The sequence below is a fragment of the Mycolicibacter heraklionensis genome, from assembly GCF_019645815.1.
Classification (GTDB): Bacteria; Actinomycetota; Actinomycetes; order Mycobacteriales; family Mycobacteriaceae; genus Mycobacterium; species Mycobacterium heraklionense.
On record NZ_CP080997.1, the window covers coordinates 556,247 to 575,494 of the forward strand.

20 protein-coding genes and 1 pseudogene are annotated in these 19,248 nt (G+C 67.1%); 14 read left to right on the forward strand and 7 right to left on the reverse strand.

Annotated elements, in window-relative coordinates:
- Positions 1 to 25 precede the first annotated feature (25 nt).
- Positions 26 to 889, reverse strand: coding sequence for a cyclopropane mycolic acid synthase family methyltransferase (locus K3U94_RS02615; protein WP_220695490.1), 864 nt, complete (start codon positions 887 to 889; stop codon positions 26 to 28).
- Positions 890 to 1,225: 336 nt separating this feature from the next.
- Between K3U94_RS02615 and lpdA the strand changes: the two genes are divergently transcribed.
- On the forward strand, positions 1,226 to 2,620 hold the full coding sequence (gene lpdA / locus K3U94_RS02620) for a dihydrolipoyl dehydrogenase (protein WP_220695491.1): 1,395 nt from the start codon (positions 1,226 to 1,228) through the stop codon (positions 2,618 to 2,620).
- 31 nt (positions 2,621 to 2,651) lie between these two features.
- Here the strand turns inward: lpdA and K3U94_RS02625 are convergent.
- Positions 2,652 to 3,173, reverse strand: a pseudogene (locus tag K3U94_RS02625) (class I SAM-dependent methyltransferase); the annotation flags it as partial.
- A gap of 258 nt (positions 3,174 to 3,431) precedes the next feature.
- On the opposite strand from K3U94_RS02625, the gene K3U94_RS02630 reads away from it, so the two are divergent.
- On the forward strand, positions 3,432 to 4,787 hold the full coding sequence (locus tag K3U94_RS02630; protein WP_220695492.1) for a PPE family protein: 1,356 nt from the start codon (positions 3,432 to 3,434) through the stop codon (positions 4,785 to 4,787).
- A 10-nt stretch (positions 4,788 to 4,797) separates the two neighbouring features.
- Complete coding sequence (locus tag K3U94_RS02635; RefSeq protein ID WP_220695493.1) at positions 4,798 to 5,133, forward strand: DUF732 domain-containing protein; 336 nt, start codon at positions 4,798 to 4,800, stop codon at positions 5,131 to 5,133.
- A gap of 9 nt (positions 5,134 to 5,142) precedes the next feature.
- Here K3U94_RS02635 and K3U94_RS02640 read toward each other — a convergent pair whose 3' ends face one another.
- From K3U94_RS02640 to ramB, 3 genes are read right to left on the reverse strand one after another with little or no spacing between them, the layout of a single operon-like run.
- A complete protein-coding gene (locus K3U94_RS02640) occupies positions 5,143 to 6,600 on the reverse strand; it encodes a DUF92 domain-containing protein (RefSeq protein WP_230987367.1) in 1,458 nt (485 codons plus the stop codon).
- Positions 6,601 to 6,606: 6 nt separating this feature from the next.
- Positions 6,607 to 7,146 carry a carboxymuconolactone decarboxylase family protein gene (locus tag K3U94_RS02645; protein ID WP_220695494.1) on the reverse strand — a complete coding sequence of 180 codons (540 nt, stop codon included), beginning with the start codon at positions 7,144 to 7,146 and terminating at the stop codon, positions 6,607 to 6,609.
- Complete coding sequence (gene ramB, locus K3U94_RS02650) at positions 7,143 to 8,570, reverse strand: acetate metabolism transcriptional regulator RamB (RefSeq protein ID WP_220695495.1); 1,428 nt, start codon at positions 8,568 to 8,570, stop codon at positions 7,143 to 7,145. The genes K3U94_RS02645 and ramB overlap by 4 nt, the downstream gene beginning before the upstream one ends.
- Before the next feature lie 85 nt (positions 8,571 to 8,655).
- Between ramB and K3U94_RS02655 the strand changes: the two genes are divergently transcribed.
- The 3 genes from K3U94_RS02655 (at position 8,656) to K3U94_RS02665 (ending at position 12,133) form a co-directional block, all read left to right on the forward strand.
- Positions 8,656 to 9,471, forward strand: coding sequence for an acyl-[acyl-carrier-protein] thioesterase (locus tag K3U94_RS02655; RefSeq protein WP_220695496.1), 816 nt, complete (start codon positions 8,656 to 8,658; stop codon positions 9,469 to 9,471).
- Positions 9,472 to 9,770: 299 nt separating this feature from the next.
- On the forward strand, positions 9,771 to 11,057 hold the full coding sequence (aceA, locus tag K3U94_RS02660) for an isocitrate lyase (RefSeq protein ID WP_047319623.1): 1,287 nt from the start codon (positions 9,771 to 9,773) through the stop codon (positions 11,055 to 11,057).
- A 221-nt stretch (positions 11,058 to 11,278) separates the two neighbouring features.
- Positions 11,279 to 12,133 (forward strand): 3-hydroxybutyryl-CoA dehydrogenase, encoded by an 855-nt coding sequence (locus tag K3U94_RS02665; protein WP_200900658.1) that lies wholly within the window; start codon positions 11,279 to 11,281, stop codon positions 12,131 to 12,133.
- Here K3U94_RS02665 and K3U94_RS02670 read toward each other — a convergent pair.
- A complete protein-coding gene (locus K3U94_RS02670; RefSeq protein ID WP_220695497.1) occupies positions 12,130 to 12,573 on the reverse strand; it encodes a hypothetical protein in 444 nt (147 codons plus the stop codon). The two genes, K3U94_RS02665 and K3U94_RS02670, sit on opposite strands and share 4 nt — an antisense overlap.
- Positions 12,574 to 12,718: 145 nt before the next feature.
- A complete protein-coding gene (locus K3U94_RS02675) occupies positions 12,719 to 13,441 on the reverse strand; it encodes a TetR/AcrR family transcriptional regulator (RefSeq protein ID WP_220695498.1) in 723 nt (240 codons plus the stop codon).
- A gap of 146 nt (positions 13,442 to 13,587) precedes the next feature.
- On the opposite strand from K3U94_RS02675, the gene K3U94_RS02680 reads away from it, so the two are divergent.
- The 8 genes from K3U94_RS02680 (at position 13,588) to K3U94_RS02715 (ending at position 19,246) form a co-directional block, all read left to right on the forward strand.
- Positions 13,588 to 14,940: a DUF445 domain-containing protein gene (locus K3U94_RS02680; protein ID WP_220695499.1), complete on the forward strand. Its 1,353-nt coding sequence runs from the start codon at positions 13,588 to 13,590 to the stop codon at positions 14,938 to 14,940.
- An 87-nt stretch (positions 14,941 to 15,027) separates the two neighbouring features.
- Positions 15,028 to 15,420 (forward strand): helix-turn-helix domain-containing protein, encoded by a 393-nt coding sequence (locus K3U94_RS02685; protein ID WP_047319627.1) that lies wholly within the window; start codon positions 15,028 to 15,030, stop codon positions 15,418 to 15,420.
- 61 nt (positions 15,421 to 15,481) lie between these two features.
- Positions 15,482 to 16,096 carry a hypothetical protein gene (locus K3U94_RS02690; protein ID WP_047319628.1) on the forward strand — a complete coding sequence of 205 codons (615 nt, stop codon included), beginning with the start codon at positions 15,482 to 15,484 and terminating at the stop codon, positions 16,094 to 16,096.
- 61 nt (positions 16,097 to 16,157) lie between these two features.
- Positions 16,158 to 16,421 (forward strand): DUF2516 family protein, encoded by a 264-nt coding sequence (locus tag K3U94_RS02695; protein WP_200900660.1) that lies wholly within the window; start codon positions 16,158 to 16,160, stop codon positions 16,419 to 16,421.
- 4 nt (positions 16,422 to 16,425) lie between these two features.
- Positions 16,426 to 16,833: a DUF2599 domain-containing protein gene (locus K3U94_RS02700; protein WP_220695500.1), complete on the forward strand. Its 408-nt coding sequence runs from the start codon at positions 16,426 to 16,428 to the stop codon at positions 16,831 to 16,833.
- Positions 16,833 to 17,525: a deoxyribose-phosphate aldolase gene (gene deoC, locus K3U94_RS02705; RefSeq protein WP_220695501.1), complete on the forward strand. Its 693-nt coding sequence runs from the start codon at positions 16,833 to 16,835 to the stop codon at positions 17,523 to 17,525. The genes K3U94_RS02700 and deoC overlap by 1 nt, the downstream gene beginning before the upstream one ends.
- Before the next feature lie 51 nt (positions 17,526 to 17,576).
- Positions 17,577 to 18,740 (forward strand): DUF4226 domain-containing protein, encoded by a 1,164-nt coding sequence (locus K3U94_RS02710; RefSeq protein ID WP_220695502.1) that lies wholly within the window; start codon positions 17,577 to 17,579, stop codon positions 18,738 to 18,740.
- Positions 18,737 to 19,246: a hypothetical protein gene (locus K3U94_RS02715; RefSeq protein WP_220695503.1), complete on the forward strand. Its 510-nt coding sequence runs from the start codon at positions 18,737 to 18,739 to the stop codon at positions 19,244 to 19,246. The genes K3U94_RS02710 and K3U94_RS02715 overlap by 4 nt, the downstream gene beginning before the upstream one ends.
- Positions 19,247 to 19,248: the final 2 nt, after the last annotated feature.

A 19,248-nucleotide genomic window follows, 5' to 3' on the forward strand; every position in this document is an offset into this window, starting at 1 on the left:
CGAAATTCCGCGAACGTGCCGGGCCCTATTTCTGGCAGGTGAACTGGCAGACGTCGGTGTTGCCATTTCGAAACAGTTCGGCGCAGCCGGTGAGGTATTTCATGTAGCGCTCGTAGACCTCCGCGGACTGGATTGCGATCGCCTCGTCCCGGTGGGCCGCCAATGCCGCCGCCCAGCTGTCCAAAGTGCGCGCGTAGTGCAGTCGCAGTGGCTGAGTCCGGGTGACGCGGAAGCCGGCGGCGGTCGCGTGCTGCCTCACCTGCGCCACCTGTGGCAGCCGGCCCCCCGGGAAGATCTCCTCCATGATGAACTTCACGAACCGCAGCAACCCCATCGTCAACTTCAGCCCGCGGTCCTGGAACTCCTCGTTGCTGGCCGCCACGATCGTGTGCAGCAGCATCACCCCATCGGCCGGCAGTGCGCGGTAGGCGAACTCGAAGAAGTCGTCGTAGCGGTCATACCCGAAGTGCTCGAAGGCCCCGATCGACACGATCCTGTCGACCGGCTCGTCGAACTCTTCCCAGCCCTGCAGCAGCACGCGCCCGCTGCGCGGGCTGTCCATCGCGTCGAAAGCCGCCGCTACGTGGACGGCCTGGTTCTTGCTCAGGGTCAGCCCGATCACGTTGACGTCGTAACGCTGCATGGCCCGGCGCATGGTGGCCCCCCAACCGCAGCCGACATCCAGCAGTGTCATCCCGGGCTGCAGTCCGAGCTTGCCCAGCGCAAGATCGATTTTTGCGAGCTGAGCTTCCTCCAGGCTCATGTCGTCGCGCTCGAAATACGCGCAACTGTAGGTCTGCGTCGGATCCAGAAACAGCCGATAGAATTCATCGGACAGGTCGTAATGCGACTGCACATCCTCGAAATGCGGTCTCAGCGAACTCGTCATGAAAGTGTTCCCCCTCAAATTGTTCACGCGGTCGGTCAGATAAGTGACCGCGATTTCCCCCCGTGCTCGGCGGCGCCGAGCTATCTGTGGTGCATGCCAACCCCACAGCAGGTGTTCGACGCCGATACCGGGTTAGACGAACCCGGTTGCGGTGAAGCCCGGCGGCGGGATACCCCTATGCCGCGGCCGGGAAACAGCAGGCGGGTGGGAGCAGCAACGTCCCTGCCCAGCGCGCGGACGGCGGCGCGCCCTCGGTCGGCCGCCGGCTCCCCGCCGGAGGCGACGGATGGCTGCGGGCCCGGGCGGCGGGCAGCCACTTCCCGCTAGGGTGAGTCCGTGACCCACTATGACGTCGTCGTTCTTGGAGCCGGCCCCGGCGGATATGTCGCGGCCATTCGTGCCGCCCAACTGGGCCTGAACACCGCCATCGTCGAGCCCAAGTACTGGGGCGGCGTCTGCCTCAACGTCGGCTGCATTCCGTCCAAAGCGCTGCTGCGCAACGCGGAGCTCGCCCACATCTTCACCAAGGAAGCCAAAACCTTCGGGATAACCGGCGAAGCCACGTTCGACTACGGGGCGGCCTTCGACCGCAGCCGCAAGGTCGCCGAGGGCCGGGTGGCCGGGGTGCACTTCTTGATGAAGAAGAACAAGATCACCGAGATCCACGGCTACGGCACGTTCACCGACCCCAACACGCTGTCGGTGGCGCTCAACGACGGTGGTACCGAGACGGTTACGTTCACCAACGCGATCATCGCCACCGGGTCGAGCACCCGCTTGGTGTCGGGCACCTCGTTGTCGGACAACGTCGTCACCTATGAGCAGCTGATCCTGAGCCGGGAGTTGCCGACCTCGATCATCATCGCCGGCGCCGGGGCCATCGGCATGGAGTTCTCCTACGTGCTCGCCAACTACGGCGTCGACGTCACCGTCGTGGAGTTCCTGCCGCGGGCGCTGCCCAATGAGGACGCCGAGGTCTCCAAGGAGATCGAGAAGCAGTTCAAGAAGCTGGGCGTCAAGGTCCGCACCGGAACCAAGGTCGAGAGCATCACCGATGACGGGTCCACGGTGTCGGTGGTGGTCAGCAAGGACGGCCAGACCGAAACGCTGCAGGCCGATAAGGTGTTGCAGGCCATCGGGTTTGCCCCCAATGTCGACGGCTACGGCCTGGAGGCGGCCGGTGTCGCGCTGACCGAGCGCCGCGCCATCGGCGTCGGGGAGTACATGCAGACCTCGACGCCGCACATCTACGCCATCGGGGATGTCACCGGGCTGCTGCAGCTGGCACACGTCGCCGAGGCGCAGGGCGTGGTGGCCGCCGAGACCATCGGCGGGGCCGAGACCATGGCGCTGGGCGACTACCGGATGATGCCGCGGGCCACCTTCTGTCAGCCGCAGGTGGCCAGCTTCGGGCTCACCGAGGAGCAGGCCAGGGCCGAGGGTTACGACGTGAAGGTGGTCAAGTTCCCGTTCACCGCGAACGGCAAGGCGCACGGCGTGGGCGACCCGAGCGGCTTCGTGAAGCTGATCGCCGACGCTCGCTACGGTGAGCTGATCGGCGGTCATCTGATCGGCCACGACGTCTCGGAGTTGCTGCCCGAACTGACCCTGGCGCAGAAGTGGGACCTGACCGCGAACGAGTTGGCCCGCAACGTGCACACGCACCCGACCATGTCGGAGGCACTGCAGGAATGCTTCCACGGGCTGACCGGACACATGATCAACTTCTGATTCCGTCGGCTGCGCGCTCCCGGCGCGGCCGTCAGCCCTTGACGAGAGTGAACTGGGCGACATAGCTGACCTTGCGTTGAAAGAAATCCGCGCAGCCCAGTAGGTACTTCACGTACCGTTCGTAGACCTCCGGGGAGGTCACTGCGATCGCCTGCTCGCGGGCCGCTTGCAGCCGGGTCGCCCAGGTGTCCAGAGTCCGGACGTAATGCGGGGTGAGGTCCTGGCGGTCGGCGATGGAAAACCCTGCGGCGCCTGCGTATTCGACGACATCCTCGTCGCACGGCACCGAGCCGCCGGGAAAGATCTCCTTCGCGATGAAGCGCATGAACCGCAGGTCCGTCATCGTGATCGGGATGCCCATTTCCGGCCAGCGCTTGAGCGGGTGGCCCATGATGGTCTGCAGAACCATGCGCCCGTCGTCGGGCATCAGGCGGTGGCACAACTCGAAGAACGCGGCATACCGCTCTTTGGGGAAGGCTTCGAACGCCTCGATGCTGACGATGCGGTCGACCGGCCGGTCGAATTCCTCCCAGCCGCGCAGCAGAATCTGGCGCCATGTTCGGCGAGATGGCTCTGTCGAGCGTCGCCGGGCGGGCACTCGGAGGGGGTGCCACTACGGCGATCGCCGGACAGGCCGGCCGGGGTACGCAGGCGGGCGCCCGCGGGGCCGGCCGGCCGGTCAGTCGCGTGCTCGCCGGAGGGTCCGGCCGCCTCACGAGCGAGGAGGTGGCCGAGGAAATCGCCACCACCTCCACCGTCATCGTCATCCCGCCAAGCCACAAATAGCTGTCGGCGAAGGAAGGAAAGAGCAATGTTCCTCGGGGATTTCGCCGCGTGGCCGCCGGAGATCATCTCCGGTCAGATCCATGCCGGCCCGGGTTCGGGGTCACTGCTGGAGGCGGCCTCCGCGTGGGACCGGTTGGCCGCGGAGCTGAACTCGTCGGCGGCCGCCTATAGGGGGGTGATCGCCGGGCTGGCCGGCGAGTCGTGGCTGGGTCCATCGTCGGCGTCCATGGCGGCCGCTGTCGCGCCCTATGTGAGCTGGATGTCGACCACGGCTGCTCAGGCGGCGCAGGCCGGGGCCGAGGCCCGGGTTGCCGCCGCGGCCTATGGGACGGTGCTTGCGGCCACGGTGCCACCGGCGATGATTGCGGCCAACCGCAGTCAGCTGATGTCGCTGATGGCGACCAACCTCATGGGACAGAACTCCGCGGCGATCGCCGCCACCGAAGCTCAGTACGGGCAGATGTGGGCGCAAGACGTCGCCGCAATGGTCGGTTACGCCAACGCGTCGACCGCCACCGGGAGCCGGTTGACGCTGTTCACCAAACCGCCTCAAACCAGCAGCGGCGGCGCGCAGGCGACCGATGCGCCCGGCCCCGCTGCGACGGGCCCCCTGCAGTCGATCCTCGATCTCATCAACGACCTCACTGCGGGCTACAAGAATTTCTGGGAGGCATTGCTGGGAGCACCTGCATCGGCCCTGTGGGAGGCGTTTTACGGCTTCGCCGCGACCGTAGGCAACCAAGCCACCTGGACCAACGTCGTCAACAGCACGACCAGCCTGGGCATCGGGCAGTTCAAGAACTTCTACCGGGCACCAGTGGTCGCCGTCTCGAAGTCGCCGCTGCACGCCGGCCTTTCCGGGCCCGGCTTGAGATCCCTGGCGGGTGGTGTCGCAACGACCGTTTCGGCCAGTGCGGGCAGCGCGCCGGCGGTCGGCGCGCTATCGGTACCACCGAGCTGGGCAGGCGCCAGCCCGGCCATCAGGCTGGCCTCCGCGGCGTTGCCGGGCACCGCAGCGACAGCGGTTCCGGGGGCCGGATTACCGGCCGCGCTACCCAGTGAGGCGGCATTGGGCGCTACGACGGGCGGCATGTTGGGCAGTCCAGCCGCTCGGGTCGTCAGCTCGGCCAAAGTCCCCTCGAAGGTACCCACCGCCAAGCGGCTCAAAGAGCCGGTTCAACTCGACCGCCTCATCGAATGCCTGCAGGAGCAGCCCGATGCGGTTCAGCATTGGACGGTCGATGAAGCCGGGCTCGACGACCTCGTTGCGGAGCTGACCTTGAAACCCGGCATACACGCGGTTCACGTCCTTGATGAGGACGAGGCAGCGGTGGTTCCCGGTCAGGTAAGTACGAGCAACCGCGACTATGCGGCACCGTAGCGGCGGCGTGATGAAGTTTCCACTGGTGCTGCTCGCTATCGCGGCAGGAATCGGGTTCGCCGTGCCCGTGCATGCTGAGCCCACTGACACCACCGACCCGGCGGGCGACGATTCGGCCTTCCTCGCAGAACTGCAGAAGGCGGGAATCGCCTCCCCCGACGACAACGGCGCTGTCGAGGCCGGCAAAACGGTGTGCCGGTTGGCCAACCACGGCGAAACTGCTCTGCAAGTGCTCAACGACCTGCGAGCTGCCGACCCGGAACTGTCGCTGCAGGGCGCGGCGATGTTCGTCACGATCGCCGCGCGGACGTATTGCCCGCATCAGCTCGACAAGCTTGATTCCTGACCGGTGCGCTCAACCCCCGAGAAGCCCGAAAACTCCGAAACCCACCGCCATGCCGGTCACGTTCGCGAAGGCGTTGACCACGTCGTTGCCCACCCACCGCCAGCCGGTGGACGCCCGTGTCGGCGCGCCGCAGTGCAGCGCGTCCTCCACGGTGGCACCGCACGTCGCGCAGACGAAGCGGGCCTGCACGGTGGCGCCGATCAGGGTGTCGACCAAGGAACCGGCGACGCCGGCCGCCAGGCCCACCGGCAGCATGACGACCCCGCCGAACAGGGCGCCGAATGCGCCGACCGCCAACGCCCCCAGCACCGTCGCGCCCGAACCCAGCGGGGACACCGCCCCGGAGGTGCCCTTGGGCACCCGCGCCCGGGTGCGCAGCGACAGCGGGTCGCGGGAGGAGAAACGGCCGATCTCCGAGGCCCACGAGTCGGCGATGCCCGCCGCGATCCCGCCGATCGACACGGCGTACCAGAGCGGGTCACGGGTGAACGCATAGCCGATCACCGGAATCAGCACGGGAAGGCCGGCGTTCACCGCGACCTGGCTCATGGTGCGCATGCCCCCGGTCCGGGCGGGGCGGCGATATGCGGTGAGCAGGCTGGTCAGCGAGAAGAACAGCGCGGCCGGAATGATCCATGCCCACCCGCCGAGGCCGACGGCCACCCCGGCGATCAGGCCGCCGGCCAGCGCTCCGGGCAGATCCAGCCACCGCATGCGGAGCATGAACGGCACGATGGCGCAGCCGAACACCACCGCGGCCAGCCACCGCAGCGCGTCGTCGGTCGACAGCTCCCGCGCTACGTGCAGCAGTAGCGCGACCCACGGCGTGATCAGCAGATTGTCCGCCGCCGGCAACACCAGGAGTTCCACGGCGGCGGTGGACATCGCGACGAACAGCGAAACCGATACCGCCATAAACGTATTCAGTTCAAGACCGACCCGGCAGAACACCCACGACACGGCGAACGCGATGACCACGAAGGCCACCGACCCCTCCAGCGAGCGCACCCCGCCACCGGCTTCGACCCGGTGCCGGCCGTAGCGGTCCCCGATCAGCGCCGCACCGGCGTCGGCCAGCCCCAGCACCACGACGCCCGCTGCGATGGCGACCCGATCGGGCCAGAACGCCAGCACCGCGACCAACGCGCCGGCGGCGAAGCCCACCAGTCCGTAGTCACGGGACCGGGTGCCGTCGAAGACACCGGGCACCGGAATCAGACCGCGCTCCACGATGACCGTCAAGCCCACCGTCGCGGCGGCCAGCACGCCGGCCACCACCGCTCCGTGCGACAACTGGAAGGCCGCCAGGGCGGCGAACAGCCCGCACAGCGCGTGGGGGATCTTGCGGGTGACCAAGGGACTGGCCCCCCGCCGTGCCAGTGCGCGCCCGACCACGATCAACACCGCCGCGATCAGCAGGACCCCGCCCCCGGCGACGGCCAGGTCGTGGCTCACGGTAGCGGTCACGCAGGACTACTCATCGAAGTCCAGCGGAACCCGCAGCGCGCTCAAGGTGGCGGCCAGTGCGTCGTATTGGCTGGTCAGCATGACGAATTCGATCAGCCGGGGGCGGTCCAGATGTGCCGCCAGCCGTGCCCAGGTGTCATCGGAGAGCGTGCGGGTGCCCACCAGTTCGTCGACGCCGGTCAGCAATACCCGCTGCCGGTCGGTGAGCCCGTCCGCGCTGGGGCCTTCGAAGATCCGCGCCTGGGTGGCGTCGTCGATACCGACCGCCCGGGCCATCCGGCGATGGTGCTGCAGTTCGTACTGGCTGTCGCGCAGATGCCCCACCCGCAGGATCACCAACTCGGTGTCGCGGTTGGAGAGCTTGCCGCCCCGCATGAGCACCCCGCCGAACGGCAGCCAGGACCACATCAATCGCCGGTGCTGGCCGAGGGTGGTGAACAGGTGCGCCCGGGGTACGTGCTGGCGCAGGGCGACGACTTTGCACACCAGCCAGTTCGTGACACCGAGGTCGCGCAGGCCGGGGGAATCGGGGATACGAACAGTCACCGCTGTTGCTTTACCAGATACGGCGAGACAGTGCTGCGATGTTCGTTGAGATCCAGGTCACGGCCCAACGCGGGAAAGGCCCGCTGCGGGCAGTTGTCGTGGTCGCAGACTCGGCAGCCCACCCCGATCGGCGTGGCCGGGACGTCGTGGCCGGCCGCCAGATCCAGGCCTTCGGAGTAGACCAGCCGGTGGGCGTGGCGCAGTTCGCAGCCGAGCCCGATCGCAAACGTCTTGTCCGGCTGGCCCCAGCGGGAGGCGCGGCGTTCCACGGTGCGCGCCACCCACATGTACTTGCGGCCGTCGGGCATCTCGGCGATCTGCACCAGGATCTTCCCCGGGTTGCCGAAGGTCTCGTAGACGTTCCACAGTGGGCAGGTACCTCCACTGGAGGAGAAATGAAAGCCGGTGGCTGACTGCCGCTTTGACATGTTGCCGGCCCGATCGACCCGGACGAAGGAGAACGGCACGCCCCGCATCGAGGGCCGCTGCAGGGTGGACAGCCGGTGGGCGATGGTCTCGTAGCTGACTCGGTAGAAAGCCGACAGCCGTTCGATGTCGTAGCGGAAGGTCTCGGCACTGTCGTGGAACTGGCCGTAGGGCAACACGATGGCCGCCGCGAAATAGTTGGCCAACCCGAGCCGGGCCAGCGTGCGGGAGTCCTTCGAGGTGAACTTGCCCTCTTCGACCATGGTCGAGATCTGGTCGTCGAATTCCAGGTAGGCCAGTTCGGCGGCCATCTTGAACACTCGCTGCCCCCAGGACAGGTGGTTGGAGATGTCCAATGTCCGGGTTTCGGCGTCGTAGCGGTGCAGCACCGTCTCGCCCAGGTCGATGCGGCGGTTGATGTGCACGCCATGTACCTCGGTGAGTCGGTTGGCCAGCTCGACGGCCAATTCGCCCTGGTGCCTGCGCATCCGGGTGGCCAGTTCTTCGGCGGCGGTGTCGAGTTCGTGCAGGTAGTTCTGGCGTTGGTAGAAGTAGTCCCGGACCTCCTCGTGCGGCATGGTGATCGCGCCGGTGCCGCTGCCGTCGGAGAAGCGCTCCTCGGTGGCCGCGGCGAGTTGGGCCGTGGTGATGCGGTAGCGGCGGTGCAGGTTGACCATCGCGCGGGCCAATTTAGGGTGCGCACTGACCAATTCGGCCACCTCGGCCAGGTCGACATCCATGTCGAGGTCGCGGTCCATGGCGACCTCACGCAACTCGGCGACCAGTCGGGTGTCGTCCTGGGAGGCGAAGAAGCTGGCGTCCACCCCGAAGACTTCGGCGATACGCAGCAGCACCGCCACGGTCAACGGCCGAACGTCGTGCTCGATCTGGTTGAGGTAGCTCGGTGAGATCTCCAGCATCTGCGCCAGTGCAGCCTGGCTGAACCCGCGCTCGCTGCGCAGTTGGCGCACCCGGGAGCCGACGTACGTCTTGGCCACCCACCCGACCCTACCTGCTGCGAAGGCGGCATTCGCATAGTTGGCATGGCATGATCCGCTCAGGGAAAGACCACCGGGAGCATCGATGCAGCAGACCCACGAGCCGACCGGCCTGGCCAAGGTTTTGATGCCGGTGCCTGATCCGCATCCCGACGTGTTCGACCGGCAGTGGCCACTGCGGGTCGCCGACATCGACCGCCTGGGCCGGCTGCGGATGGACGCGGCCGCCCGCCACATCCAGGACATCGGCCAGGATCAGTTGCGGGAGGGCGGTTATCAGGAGACGCACCCGCTGTGGATCGTCCGGCGCACCATGATGGACCTGATTCGTCCGATCGAGTTTCAGGACATGCTGCGGATGCGGCGTTGGTGTTCGGGCACCTCCAACCGCTGGTGTGAGATGCGGGTCCGCATCGATGGCCGCAAGGGCGGGTTGATCGAATCCGAGGCGTTCTGGATCAATATCAACCGCGAGACGCAGGGACCGGCGCGGATCTCCGAGGGCTTCCTGGACCGGCTCAAGCGCACCACCACCGTCGACCGGCTGCGCTGGAAGGCCTACCTGAAGGCCGGTGGCCGGGAGGACGCCGCCGAGATCCACGAGTACCCGCTGCGGTTCACCGACATCGACCTGTTCGACCACATGAACAACTCGGTGTACTGGAGCGTGGTCGAGGACTACCTGTCGAGTTACCCCGAGCTGCTCGAGGCACCGCTGCGGGTCGCACTGGAACACAACGCGCCGGTCGCGCTGGGCGACAAACTAGAGATCGTCTCCCACGTCCACCCGGCCGGATCGACCGATGAGTTCGGGCCCGACTTGGCCGATCGCACTGTTAGAACGCTCACATACCTGGTGGGCGAAGAGGTCAAAGCCCTGGCCGCCATCTTCCCGCTGTAACACGTTCTAGTCAGTACGAGCGTACTGCTGAAACGTGCGCTGACCTGTGTGGATATGTTACCGGCCGGTAGCTTTTCGGCTGATTTCACGACGGATTTTCTCCGTGGTTCTTCGCAAACTTTGCAATTTGTTGCCGATACATGGCTGAAGTTGGCAACGGAAACGGCTGGACCTGGGCAGATGTGCTGTGTCAAGGTCGCATTAACACACCAGTGAATCGATCGGGGCGTTAGCAAAGCCGGGAAGCATTTCTCGGGTCCGGCGGCCCCGACGATCGAGAACGCAAAGGAGCGGATCCTATGTCGACCGTTGGCACGCCCAAGAGCCCCGAGCAGATCCAGCACGACTGGGACCACAACCCGCGCTGGAAGGGCGTCACTCGCACCTACACCGCCGAGGACGTCGTCGCACTGCAGGGCCACGTCGTCGAGGAGCACACCCTGGCCCGTCGCGGCGCCGAGGTGCTCTGGGAGCAGCTGCACGACCTGGACTACATCAACGCCCTCGGTGCGCTGACCGGCAACATGGCCGTCCAGCAGGTCCGGGCCGGCCTGAAGGCCATCTACCTGTCCGGGTGGCAGGTCGCCGGTGACGCCAACCTGTCCGGGCACACCTACCCCGACCAGAGCCTGTACCCGGCCAACTCGGTGCCCCAGGTGGTGCGCCGGATCAACAACGCGCTGCTGCGTGCCGACGAGATCGCCAAGGTCGAGGGTGACACCTCGGTGGACAACTGGCTGGCCCCGATCGTGGCCGACGGTGAGGCTGGCTTCGGTGGCGCGCTCAACGTCTACGAGCTGCAGAAGGCGATGATCGCCGCCGGTGTCGCGGGTTCGCACTGGGAGGACCAGCTGGCCTCGGAGAAGAAGTGTGGCCACCTGGGCGGCAAGGTGCTGATCCCCACCCAGCAGCACATCCGCACCCTGACCTCGGCCCGCCTGGCCGCTGACGTCGCCGACGTGCCGACCGTGGTGATCGCCCGGACCGACGCCGAGGCCGCGACCCTGATCACCTCCGACGTCGACGAGCGCGACCAGCCGTTCATCACCGGCGACCGCACCGCGGAGGGCTTCTACCGGGTGAAGAACGGCCTGGAGCCGTGCATCGCCCGGGCCAAGGCCTACGCCCCGTACGCCGACCTGATCTGGATGGAGACCGGCACCCCGGACCTGGAGCTGGCTCGCAAGTTCGCCGAGGGCGTCAAGGCCGAGTTCCCGGACCAGATGCTGGCCTACAACTGCTCGCCGTCGTTCAACTGGAAGCAGCACCTGGACGACGCGACCATCGCGAAGTTCCAGAACGAGCTGGGCGCCATGGGCTTCAAGTTCCAGTTCATCACCCTGGCCGGCTTCCACGCGCTGAACTACTCGATGTTCGATCTGGCCCACGGCTACGCCCGCAAGCAGATGAGCGCCTACGTCGAGCTGCAGGAGCGCGAGTTCGCCGCCGAGGAGCGGGGCTACACCGCGACCAAGCACCAGCGCGAGGTGGGTGCCGGCTACTTCGACCGGATCGCCACCACCGTCGACCCGACGTCGTCGACCACGGCGCTGGCGGGCTCGACCGAAGAGGGCCAGTTCCACTAGGTCGCTGACCTTGCCGCGAGCGTGCGCAGTTGTACGCCCTGACACGGCGTGTTGACGTACAGACACGCGCGCTCGCGCAAGGGGGGACCGCAAGGGGGGACCGCAAGGAAGAGGTTTCCCGCGGTGGAAGTCGGATTGCACCGCGGGGGAGTTGACAGCGCAGGCCCCGTCCAGCCAGCCTGGGCGGGGCCTGTTGCTGGGTGTTGACGGAAAGGGAGACCGTGTCGATCCAACGAGTAGGTGTCATCGGAGCCGGGCAGATGGGCGCCGGAATCGCCGAGGTGTCGGCGCGGGCCGGCGTCGAGGTGAAGGTCTTCGAGACCACCGAGGCACTGGTCACCGCGGGCCGTAACCGGATCGTCAAGTCGCTGGAGCGCGGTGTGAGCGCGGGCAAGATCACCGAACGCGAGCGCGACGACGCCGTCGGCAACCTGACCTTCACCACCGACCTCGGCGAGCTGGCGGACCGTCAGCTGGTCATCGAGGCCGTCATCGAAGACGACACCGTCAAGTCGAAGATCTTCGCCGAGCTGGACCGGGTGATCACCGACCCCGACGCCGTGCTCGCGTCGAACACCTCGTCCATCCCGATCATGAAGATCGCCGCCGCCACGGCGAACCCGCAGCGGGTGCTGGGCCTGCACTTCTTCAACCCGGTTCCGGTGCTGCCGCTGGTCGAGCTGGTCAGCACCCTGGTCACCGACCCGAGCGCCGCCGACCGCACCGAGGAGTTCGCCAGCGCGGTGCTGGGCAAGCAGGTCGTGCGCTGCTCGGACCGGTCCGGCTTCGTGGTGAACGCCCTGCTGGTGCCCTACCTGCTGTCGGCGGTCCGGATGCTCGAGTCCGGATTCGCCACCGTCGAGGACATCGACAAGGCGATCGTCGCCGGGCTGTCGCACCCGATGGGCCCGCTGCGGCTGTCCGACCTGGTCGGCCTGGACACCCTCAAGCTGATCGCGGACAAGATGTACGAGGAGTTCAAGGAGCCGCTCTACGCCGCGCCGCCGCTGTTGCTGCGCATGGTCGAGGCCGGCCAGCTGGGCAAGAAGTCCGGCCGGGGCTTCTACACCTACTAGTGCGTCGGCGTCACGCCGAACGCGGCCCAGCAGGGTTTGCCCTCCATGGGGGAGTCGAACGGCGTTGCCGTCCGGGTCAAACCCTCCGGCGGTATGAGGGTGGGAACCCCGTTGAAGATGACGCATCTCGTGTTGGTGATGAGGTCCTGCGGTGGGCGGTCACCGGCCGGGTTGTTCTGACCGTTCTGGCCGGCGGCGCGGGCGGCCTGGTCGGCGGCGCTCTGGGCCTCGCCGACGACACGGTTGGCGATACCGGCGCCGCACGCCTGCGGGTCCTGTGGTTGACCCTGGTCGCCGCCCGCGCAGGCGTCCTGTCCCTGCCCGGGCGGCTGTTCCGGGTCGTCCGCGCTGGCCAGTGGCGGACAGCTCAAGATTGCTCCGGCGGCGATCAGTGCCGACAAGATCGTCTTGGCGGTCAGTCGGTAGCCCGTTGTGGCCATGGTGAGGCACCTGCCTTCCCTCGATAGGACTTCGCGTCACAACTGGTCGGTTCTGACGACCCGCTTGCGACGGTAGGAGATTGCGCCGCCAAGAGATACAGGGATTTCCCTGGTAATTGGCAGTGCCTGATGGGGCGAGGCCGGGTCAGCGGGCAGACTGCGCGCTGGCCGCCCGCCGCCACGGCAGTATCGGTGACGGGTGCGGGCCGGCGTTGAACTTCTCCAGCGATCCGCCCACCTCGACGATTCCGCACAGCGCATTCCAGGTCATCATCGTCAGGTAGTCGATCAGGTCGTCGGCGCTCATCCGCGGGTCCAGCAGCCACGAGTGGGTGGCCAGCTGCACTCCGCCGACGGTCATGTACGACCACGGCTCGACCCCGCGGGTGTCCATCCCGACCACGCTCATTCGGCGGCGCAGCATCACCGCGAGCATCCGGGCGATGATGCGCTCGGAGTCGGCGATCACCTTGCTCTTGCTGGCCGAGCTGTTGGCCATCACGAACCGGTACGGCTCGGGTTCGTTGGCCACGGTCTGCACGTACACCCGGATGATCTCGCGGACAAGGTCGAACCCGTCCAGGTTCGCCGACAGCGCCGCCGCCATATTCGGGATCAGCGTGCTCTGCGCGAAGCGCATCATCACCGCGGTGGTGAGGTCGTTCTTGTCGACGAAATACCGGTACAGGACCGTTTTGGACACGCCGATCTCCGCGGCGATCTCGTCCATGCTCACGTAGCGGCCGCGGCGCCGGATCGCCTCGATCGTCCCGTCGATGAGGTCATTGCGGCGGTCGACCTTGTGCTGGTGCCAACGCCGTTTGCGACCGTCGGTCTTGGCGGTGCCGGCCTGGAGCTGCTCTGCCACTATCGCGCGTTCCCATTCACTAGACGCAATAGATAATACGGGCTGGTCCAGCAAACTTTGTGGTCCGGTAACAGTTACCGGTGGTTTAGCGAGGCTCGCCGGAGGCGAGGCGAAGCTGAAACCGCCGCATATCCCCCGCCGCGCAGATGGCGGATGATGGTGGGGTGGTGCATCCAGAGAACCAGTCGAGTTGGCCCGGTGCCGCGCAAACCGTGCAGTCGTTGGCGGAGTCGTTCGCAGACGCCGATCCGGCCGCGGATGCCGTGCGGTTGCGGGATCTGCGCCGCATGAAAGTGGTGGCGCTGAGTTTCCTGCTCGGCGCCACGGTGGTCTTCCTGCTGTGCCGGTGGGCGCAGGCGGACGGCGCGGCTGCGACGTGGGTGGGCTACGTCGGCGCCGCAGCGGAGGCCGGCATGGTCGGCGCGCTGGCCGACTGGTTCGCGGTCACCGCACTGTTCAAGCATCCGCTGGGGATCCCCATCCCGCACACCGCGATCATCAAGCGCAAGAAGGACCAGCTCGGGGAGGGCCTGGGCACCTTCGTGCGGGAGAACTTCCTGTCGCCACCGGTGATCGAGACCAAGCTGCGCGATGCGCAGATCGCCAGCCGGGTGGGTAAATGGTTGTCGGAGCCCGTGCATGCCGAGCGGGTGGCCGCCGAGACCGCGACCGTGTTGCGGGTGCTCGTCGAACTGTTGCGAGACGAGGAGATCGCCTACGTCATCGACCGGATGATCGTGCGTCGCATCGCCGAACCCCAGTGGGGACCGCCGGTCGGCCGGATGCTCGGCACCCTGCTCGCCGAGCGTCGGCAGGAGGCGTTGCTGCAGCTGCTGGCCGACCGGGCCTTCCAGTGGTCGCTCAATGCCGGTGAAGTCATCCAGCGGGTGGTGGAGCGGGACTCACCGACCTGGTCGCCGCGGTTCGTCGACCACTTGGTGGGCGACCGGATTCACCGCGAGCTGATGGACTTCACCGACAAGGTGCGTCGCAATCCCGACCATGAACTGCGCCGCAACGCGACTCGCTTCCTGTTCGAGTTCGCCAACGATCTGCAGTTCGACCCGGCGACCATCGCGAAAGCGGACTCGGTCAAGGACCAGGTGATGGCGCGCGACGAGGTCGCCAAGGCGGCGGCGACGGCGTGGGCGACGCTCAAGCGGTTCGTGCTCGAAGGCGTCGATGATCCGTCCGGAGCCCTGCGGACCCGCATCGCCGCTGCGGCAGTGCAGATCGGCGAGTCGCTGCGCGACGACGTCGAACTCCGAGACAAAGTGGACAACTGGATCGTGCGGGCCGCGCAACACCTGGTTGCCCAGTACGGGGTGGAGATCACCGCGATCATCACCGAGACCATCGAGCGCTGGGATGCCGCCGAGGCGAGCCGGCGCATCGAGCTGCACGTCGGGCGTGACTTGCAGTTCATCCGGATCAACGGCACCGTGGTCGGCTCGCTGGCCGGCCTGGCGATCTACGCCATAGCCCAACTTATGTTCTGACCTGCGCTAGCAAGTGCTTGCAAAAGTTAGCACTAGCCAGTATCGTGGCACGTGTCAGCAGTCGCCAGTCCACGAAAGGGGTCAGCGGTGTCGCAGGACGACAAGCTCGCCGCAGTGGTCTCCACGGCAGCGGCAGATATCGGTAGCTTCATCCGGGCCCAGCGCGAAGCCGCGCAGGTGTCCATGCGCCAGCTGGCCGACAAGGCCGGCGTCAGCAATCCGTATCTGAGCCAGATCGAACGTGGACTGCGCAAGCCTTCTGCTGATGTCCTCAACCAGATCGCTAAGGCCCTAAGGGTTTCCGCCGAGGTGCTCTACGTCCGGGCGGGAATCTTGGAGCCGAGCGAGAAGAGCGAGGTCCGTGACGCGGTCATTGCCGATGCGGCGATCACGGAACGGCAAAAGCAGGTTCTGCTCGACATCTACACCTCCTTTGTCCAGCAGAACGAAGCCGACGGTGAGGAGACGCCACCTGACTGATCCTCTTTCGTTCTCCTGACCGAATCACCTACGCACGATTTCAACCCGAAAGGAACCCGACATGGCTGAGAACCCGACCATCGAAGAACTGAAGGCCCCGCTGCTCGCCGCGATCGGCGCCGCTGACCTGGCCCTGGCTACCGTGACCGACCTGGTCTCCAACCTGCGCGAGCGCGCCGGTGAGGCCCGCGAGGACGCCAGCACCCGGGTCGAGGAGAGCCGCGCTCGCCTGACCAAGCTGCAGGAGGAGCTGCCCGAGCAGTTCGCCGAGCTGCGGGAGCGCTTCACCGCCGAGGAGCTGCGCAAGGCCGCCGAGGGCTACGCGGAGGCTGCCAGCGAGCGGTACAACGACCTGGTGGCGCGCGGTGAGGCCGCCCTGGTCCGGCTGCGCAGCCAGTCCGGTCTGGATGACGCGTCCGCGCAGGTGGAGGGCTACGTCGACCAGGCCGTCGAGCTGACCCAGGAAGTGCTGGGCAACGTCGCGTCGCAGACCCGTGAGGTCGGCGAGCGTGCCGCCAAGCTGGTCGGCATCGAGCTGCCCAAGAAGGACGAGCCCGCGCCGGCCCCCGCCAAGAAGGCTCCGGCCGCCAAGAAGGCCCCGGCCGCCAAGAAGGCTCCGGCGAAGAAGGCTGCTCCGGCCAAGAAGGCTCCGGCCAAGAAGGTCACCCAGAAGTAGTCGCAGTTCGACGCCCGGGACGGTGCCCGCCTAGGCTTGCAGCGTGATCGCTGCGAACCTGGTGGGTACCGTCCTTTTCGTTTTGCAGATCGCCGTTTTCGCGACGTCGGTGTACGCCTTCGTCCACGCGGCGATGCAACGTTCCGATGCCTACACCGCCGCCGACAAGCTCACCAAGCCGGTCTGGCTGGTGATCCTGGGGGTGTGCGGGCTGCTGGCACTGGTGCTGCAGGTGATGGGAATGGCGATCGCGGCCTGCGCGGCGGGGGTGTACCTGGTGGACGTGCGGCCCCGACTTCTTGAGGTCCAGGGGAAGTCCCACTAGCGCCATGCTGCGTTCGTTCGTCCTTGCGGCCTTGGGTGCCGCGGCCACCGTGTTGTGCGCGGCGCCGGCCACCGCCGACACTGGATTGGCCGGCTACGTCGACCACACCGAGTGGGTCAGCTACGACGGCCGGTTGAGTCTGCGGGTGTACCCGACCCCGTCCGCGCGGGCGGCGGCCCTTCGGCTCGACGCCGGCGCTGTGGGTGACCAAGCTTGGCGAGAGGTGCTGGCCAGTGCTCCCGACGCCGATACCCCCGGCATGCGCGACCAGTTTCTCTGCCACTGGAGCTATGCCGAGTTCGCCCGGCCCGGCAAGACCAGCTGGAATCTGGAGCCGTGGCGGCCCGTCGTCGACGGCGTGACCATGCTCGAGTCCGGCTGCAACCCGGGCGCCGCCGAGGAGGCATTCTGATGTCGCTGACGACCGGGCGCCGGTGGCGCCGTGACCAGGTGGCGCGCATGGTCGACCACACGCTGCTCAAACCCGAAGCGACCGCGGCCCAGGTCGCGGCCGTGGTCGCCGAGGCGGCCGGACTCGGCGTCGCCGCGGTCTGTGTGTCGCCGTCGATGGTGGCCATAGCGGCTGGGGCCAACCCCTCCAGTGTCCCGATTGCCGCGGTCGTGGGATTCCCGTCCGGCAAGCATCTGTCGGTGGTCAAAGCCCAGGAGGCGGCACTGGCCGCCGCCGACGGGGCGGCTGAGATCGACATGGTTATCGACGTCGGTGCGGCGGTGGCAGCGGATTTTGCCGCGGTGGGCGCCGACATCGCGACCGTGCGCGCCGCGGTGCCCCAGGCGGTGCTCAAGGTGATCGTCGAATCCGCCGCGCTGCTGGAGTTCGCCGGTGACGCCGCCCTGGTCGCTGCCTGCCGGGCCGCCGAAGATGCCGGGGCGGATTTCGTGAAGACCTCCACCGGATTTCATCCGTCCGGCGGGGCGAGCGTGCACGCGGTGTCGCTGATGGCCGACACGGTCGGTGGCCGCCTAGGGGTCAAGGCCAGCGGCGGCATCCGCAGTGCGGACGATGCGCTGGCGATGATCGAGGCCGGGGCGACCCGGCTGGGGCTGTCCGGCACGCGGGCGGTGCTCGACGGACTGGGGTAGCGCGGCTGGGTGACTACCCAAGCCGGCGGACCGTCGATAACCTTTGCGGCTATGCCCGATGTGCGTGGTGCGTTCGCCGACGCCGCGCGTGCGCGCGAGCAGGATTTGGCGCAGCGCCTGGCGACGTCCGTCGAGGTGGACCGGGCATTCGCCGAGGCGTTGCGTGGGGCCTGCCGAAAGACGGTGTGGGGACGCCGGCGCCTTGACGCCATTGAGGTCGAGATCAGCGACGTGGTGGCCCGGCAAGACGTACTCGGCCTCGACACCCCCGCGGGCGCTCGGCAGTTCCAGGCCTTCCTCGCCGCCAAGGCCAGGGATATCCACCTGGTGGTGGACGAGGTCTGGACCGACAGCAAGAGCAGGGCGGGGCTGCTGCAGTCGCTGCGGTACCCGATGCGCGACGGCGCGCCCCTGTCGCCGCCCCCGATCGACACTCTCGGCGGCGAACACCGGTGGACCGACCGAGACCTCTACCCTCACGACCCGACTGCCGCGGACGTGAAGCAGGACAGCGTCGGGGACTGCTACCTGGACGCCACCATGGGCGCCATCGCCAATGCCAACCCGCAGTGGATCAAAGATCGCATTCATTTCGACGACCAGACGGGGACTTTCGACGTCACCCTCTGGGATGGCCACGAGTGGAAGCACATCGACGTCACCCAGGCCGACCTCGACGCCGACATCAGACACAACGGCGCGAGTTGGCTCGACAATGGCCGACCCGACGCCGCGCTGTGGCCGGCGGTGTTGGAGTCGGCGTACGCCAAACTCAAATACCCGGGAACGGATCTCGCCGATGCGCTCGGCAACGAAGCGGGAATCGGGCAGGGCGGCTACGCCAAGGATGCGCTGGAGGCGCTGACCGGCAATCGCGGCACCGTCATCAAGCCGGAAAACGTCTGGTTCACGAATCAGCATATCGACCAAGCGATTTCCGGGGCTCTGGCCACTCATCAGCCCGTGACTGTCTCGACGACACCGGAAGGATCGCCGTTGACGCAGAGTCATGTGTATGTGGTCGAAGGCATCAGCGGCACCGGCAGTGACGCCATGGTGACGCTGCGGAACCCGTGGGAAACCAACACCGGCACCCCGATCGATACCCCCGATGCACTGGTCACCGTTCGGCTCGGCGACCTTATCGGGTCCGGTCTGCCCGGCCCCCTCGGCACCCACCCGATGGCATGCGTCAACATCGGTTCACTCGGATGAAGGCAAGCAAGGCGATGGTGATAAGCGCAGCAGTGGTGATTGGAATCGTCACGGTCGTCGCCGGATATGTCTTCTGGCAGTACCGAAGCGCTGCGCCCCCCGCGCTGGGTGACATTCGGGTGTACGCCGAGAGCGCCGATATTCCCCTCACGTCGGTGCCGGATCACGCCCGCGCTGAGAAGCAGTTGCGTGAGTTCGCCGACGGCATAGCGCCGGGTTACCGGGTCGCTGACGAACGGTTTCTCGCTGCTGGGGTCCCGCTGGTATGGGATGCGTTGCGGCACTTCGTCGGGCCGTGCCTCGCGCCTTCGGGCTACGCGCTGACGGCGGATGGTTTCTCGGCCGACTTCGCCGTCGAATACAGCGTGTACGGACACAGCGGTCGGCTTCGGCGCTGGCTCAACGACGACTTGATTCTGGTCGCGGGCTTCAACCGCACTCCGGTGCCGGACGCGGCCGGCACGGACGCCTACCTCTACGGCTACTTCCGGCTCGCCCGGACCTGATG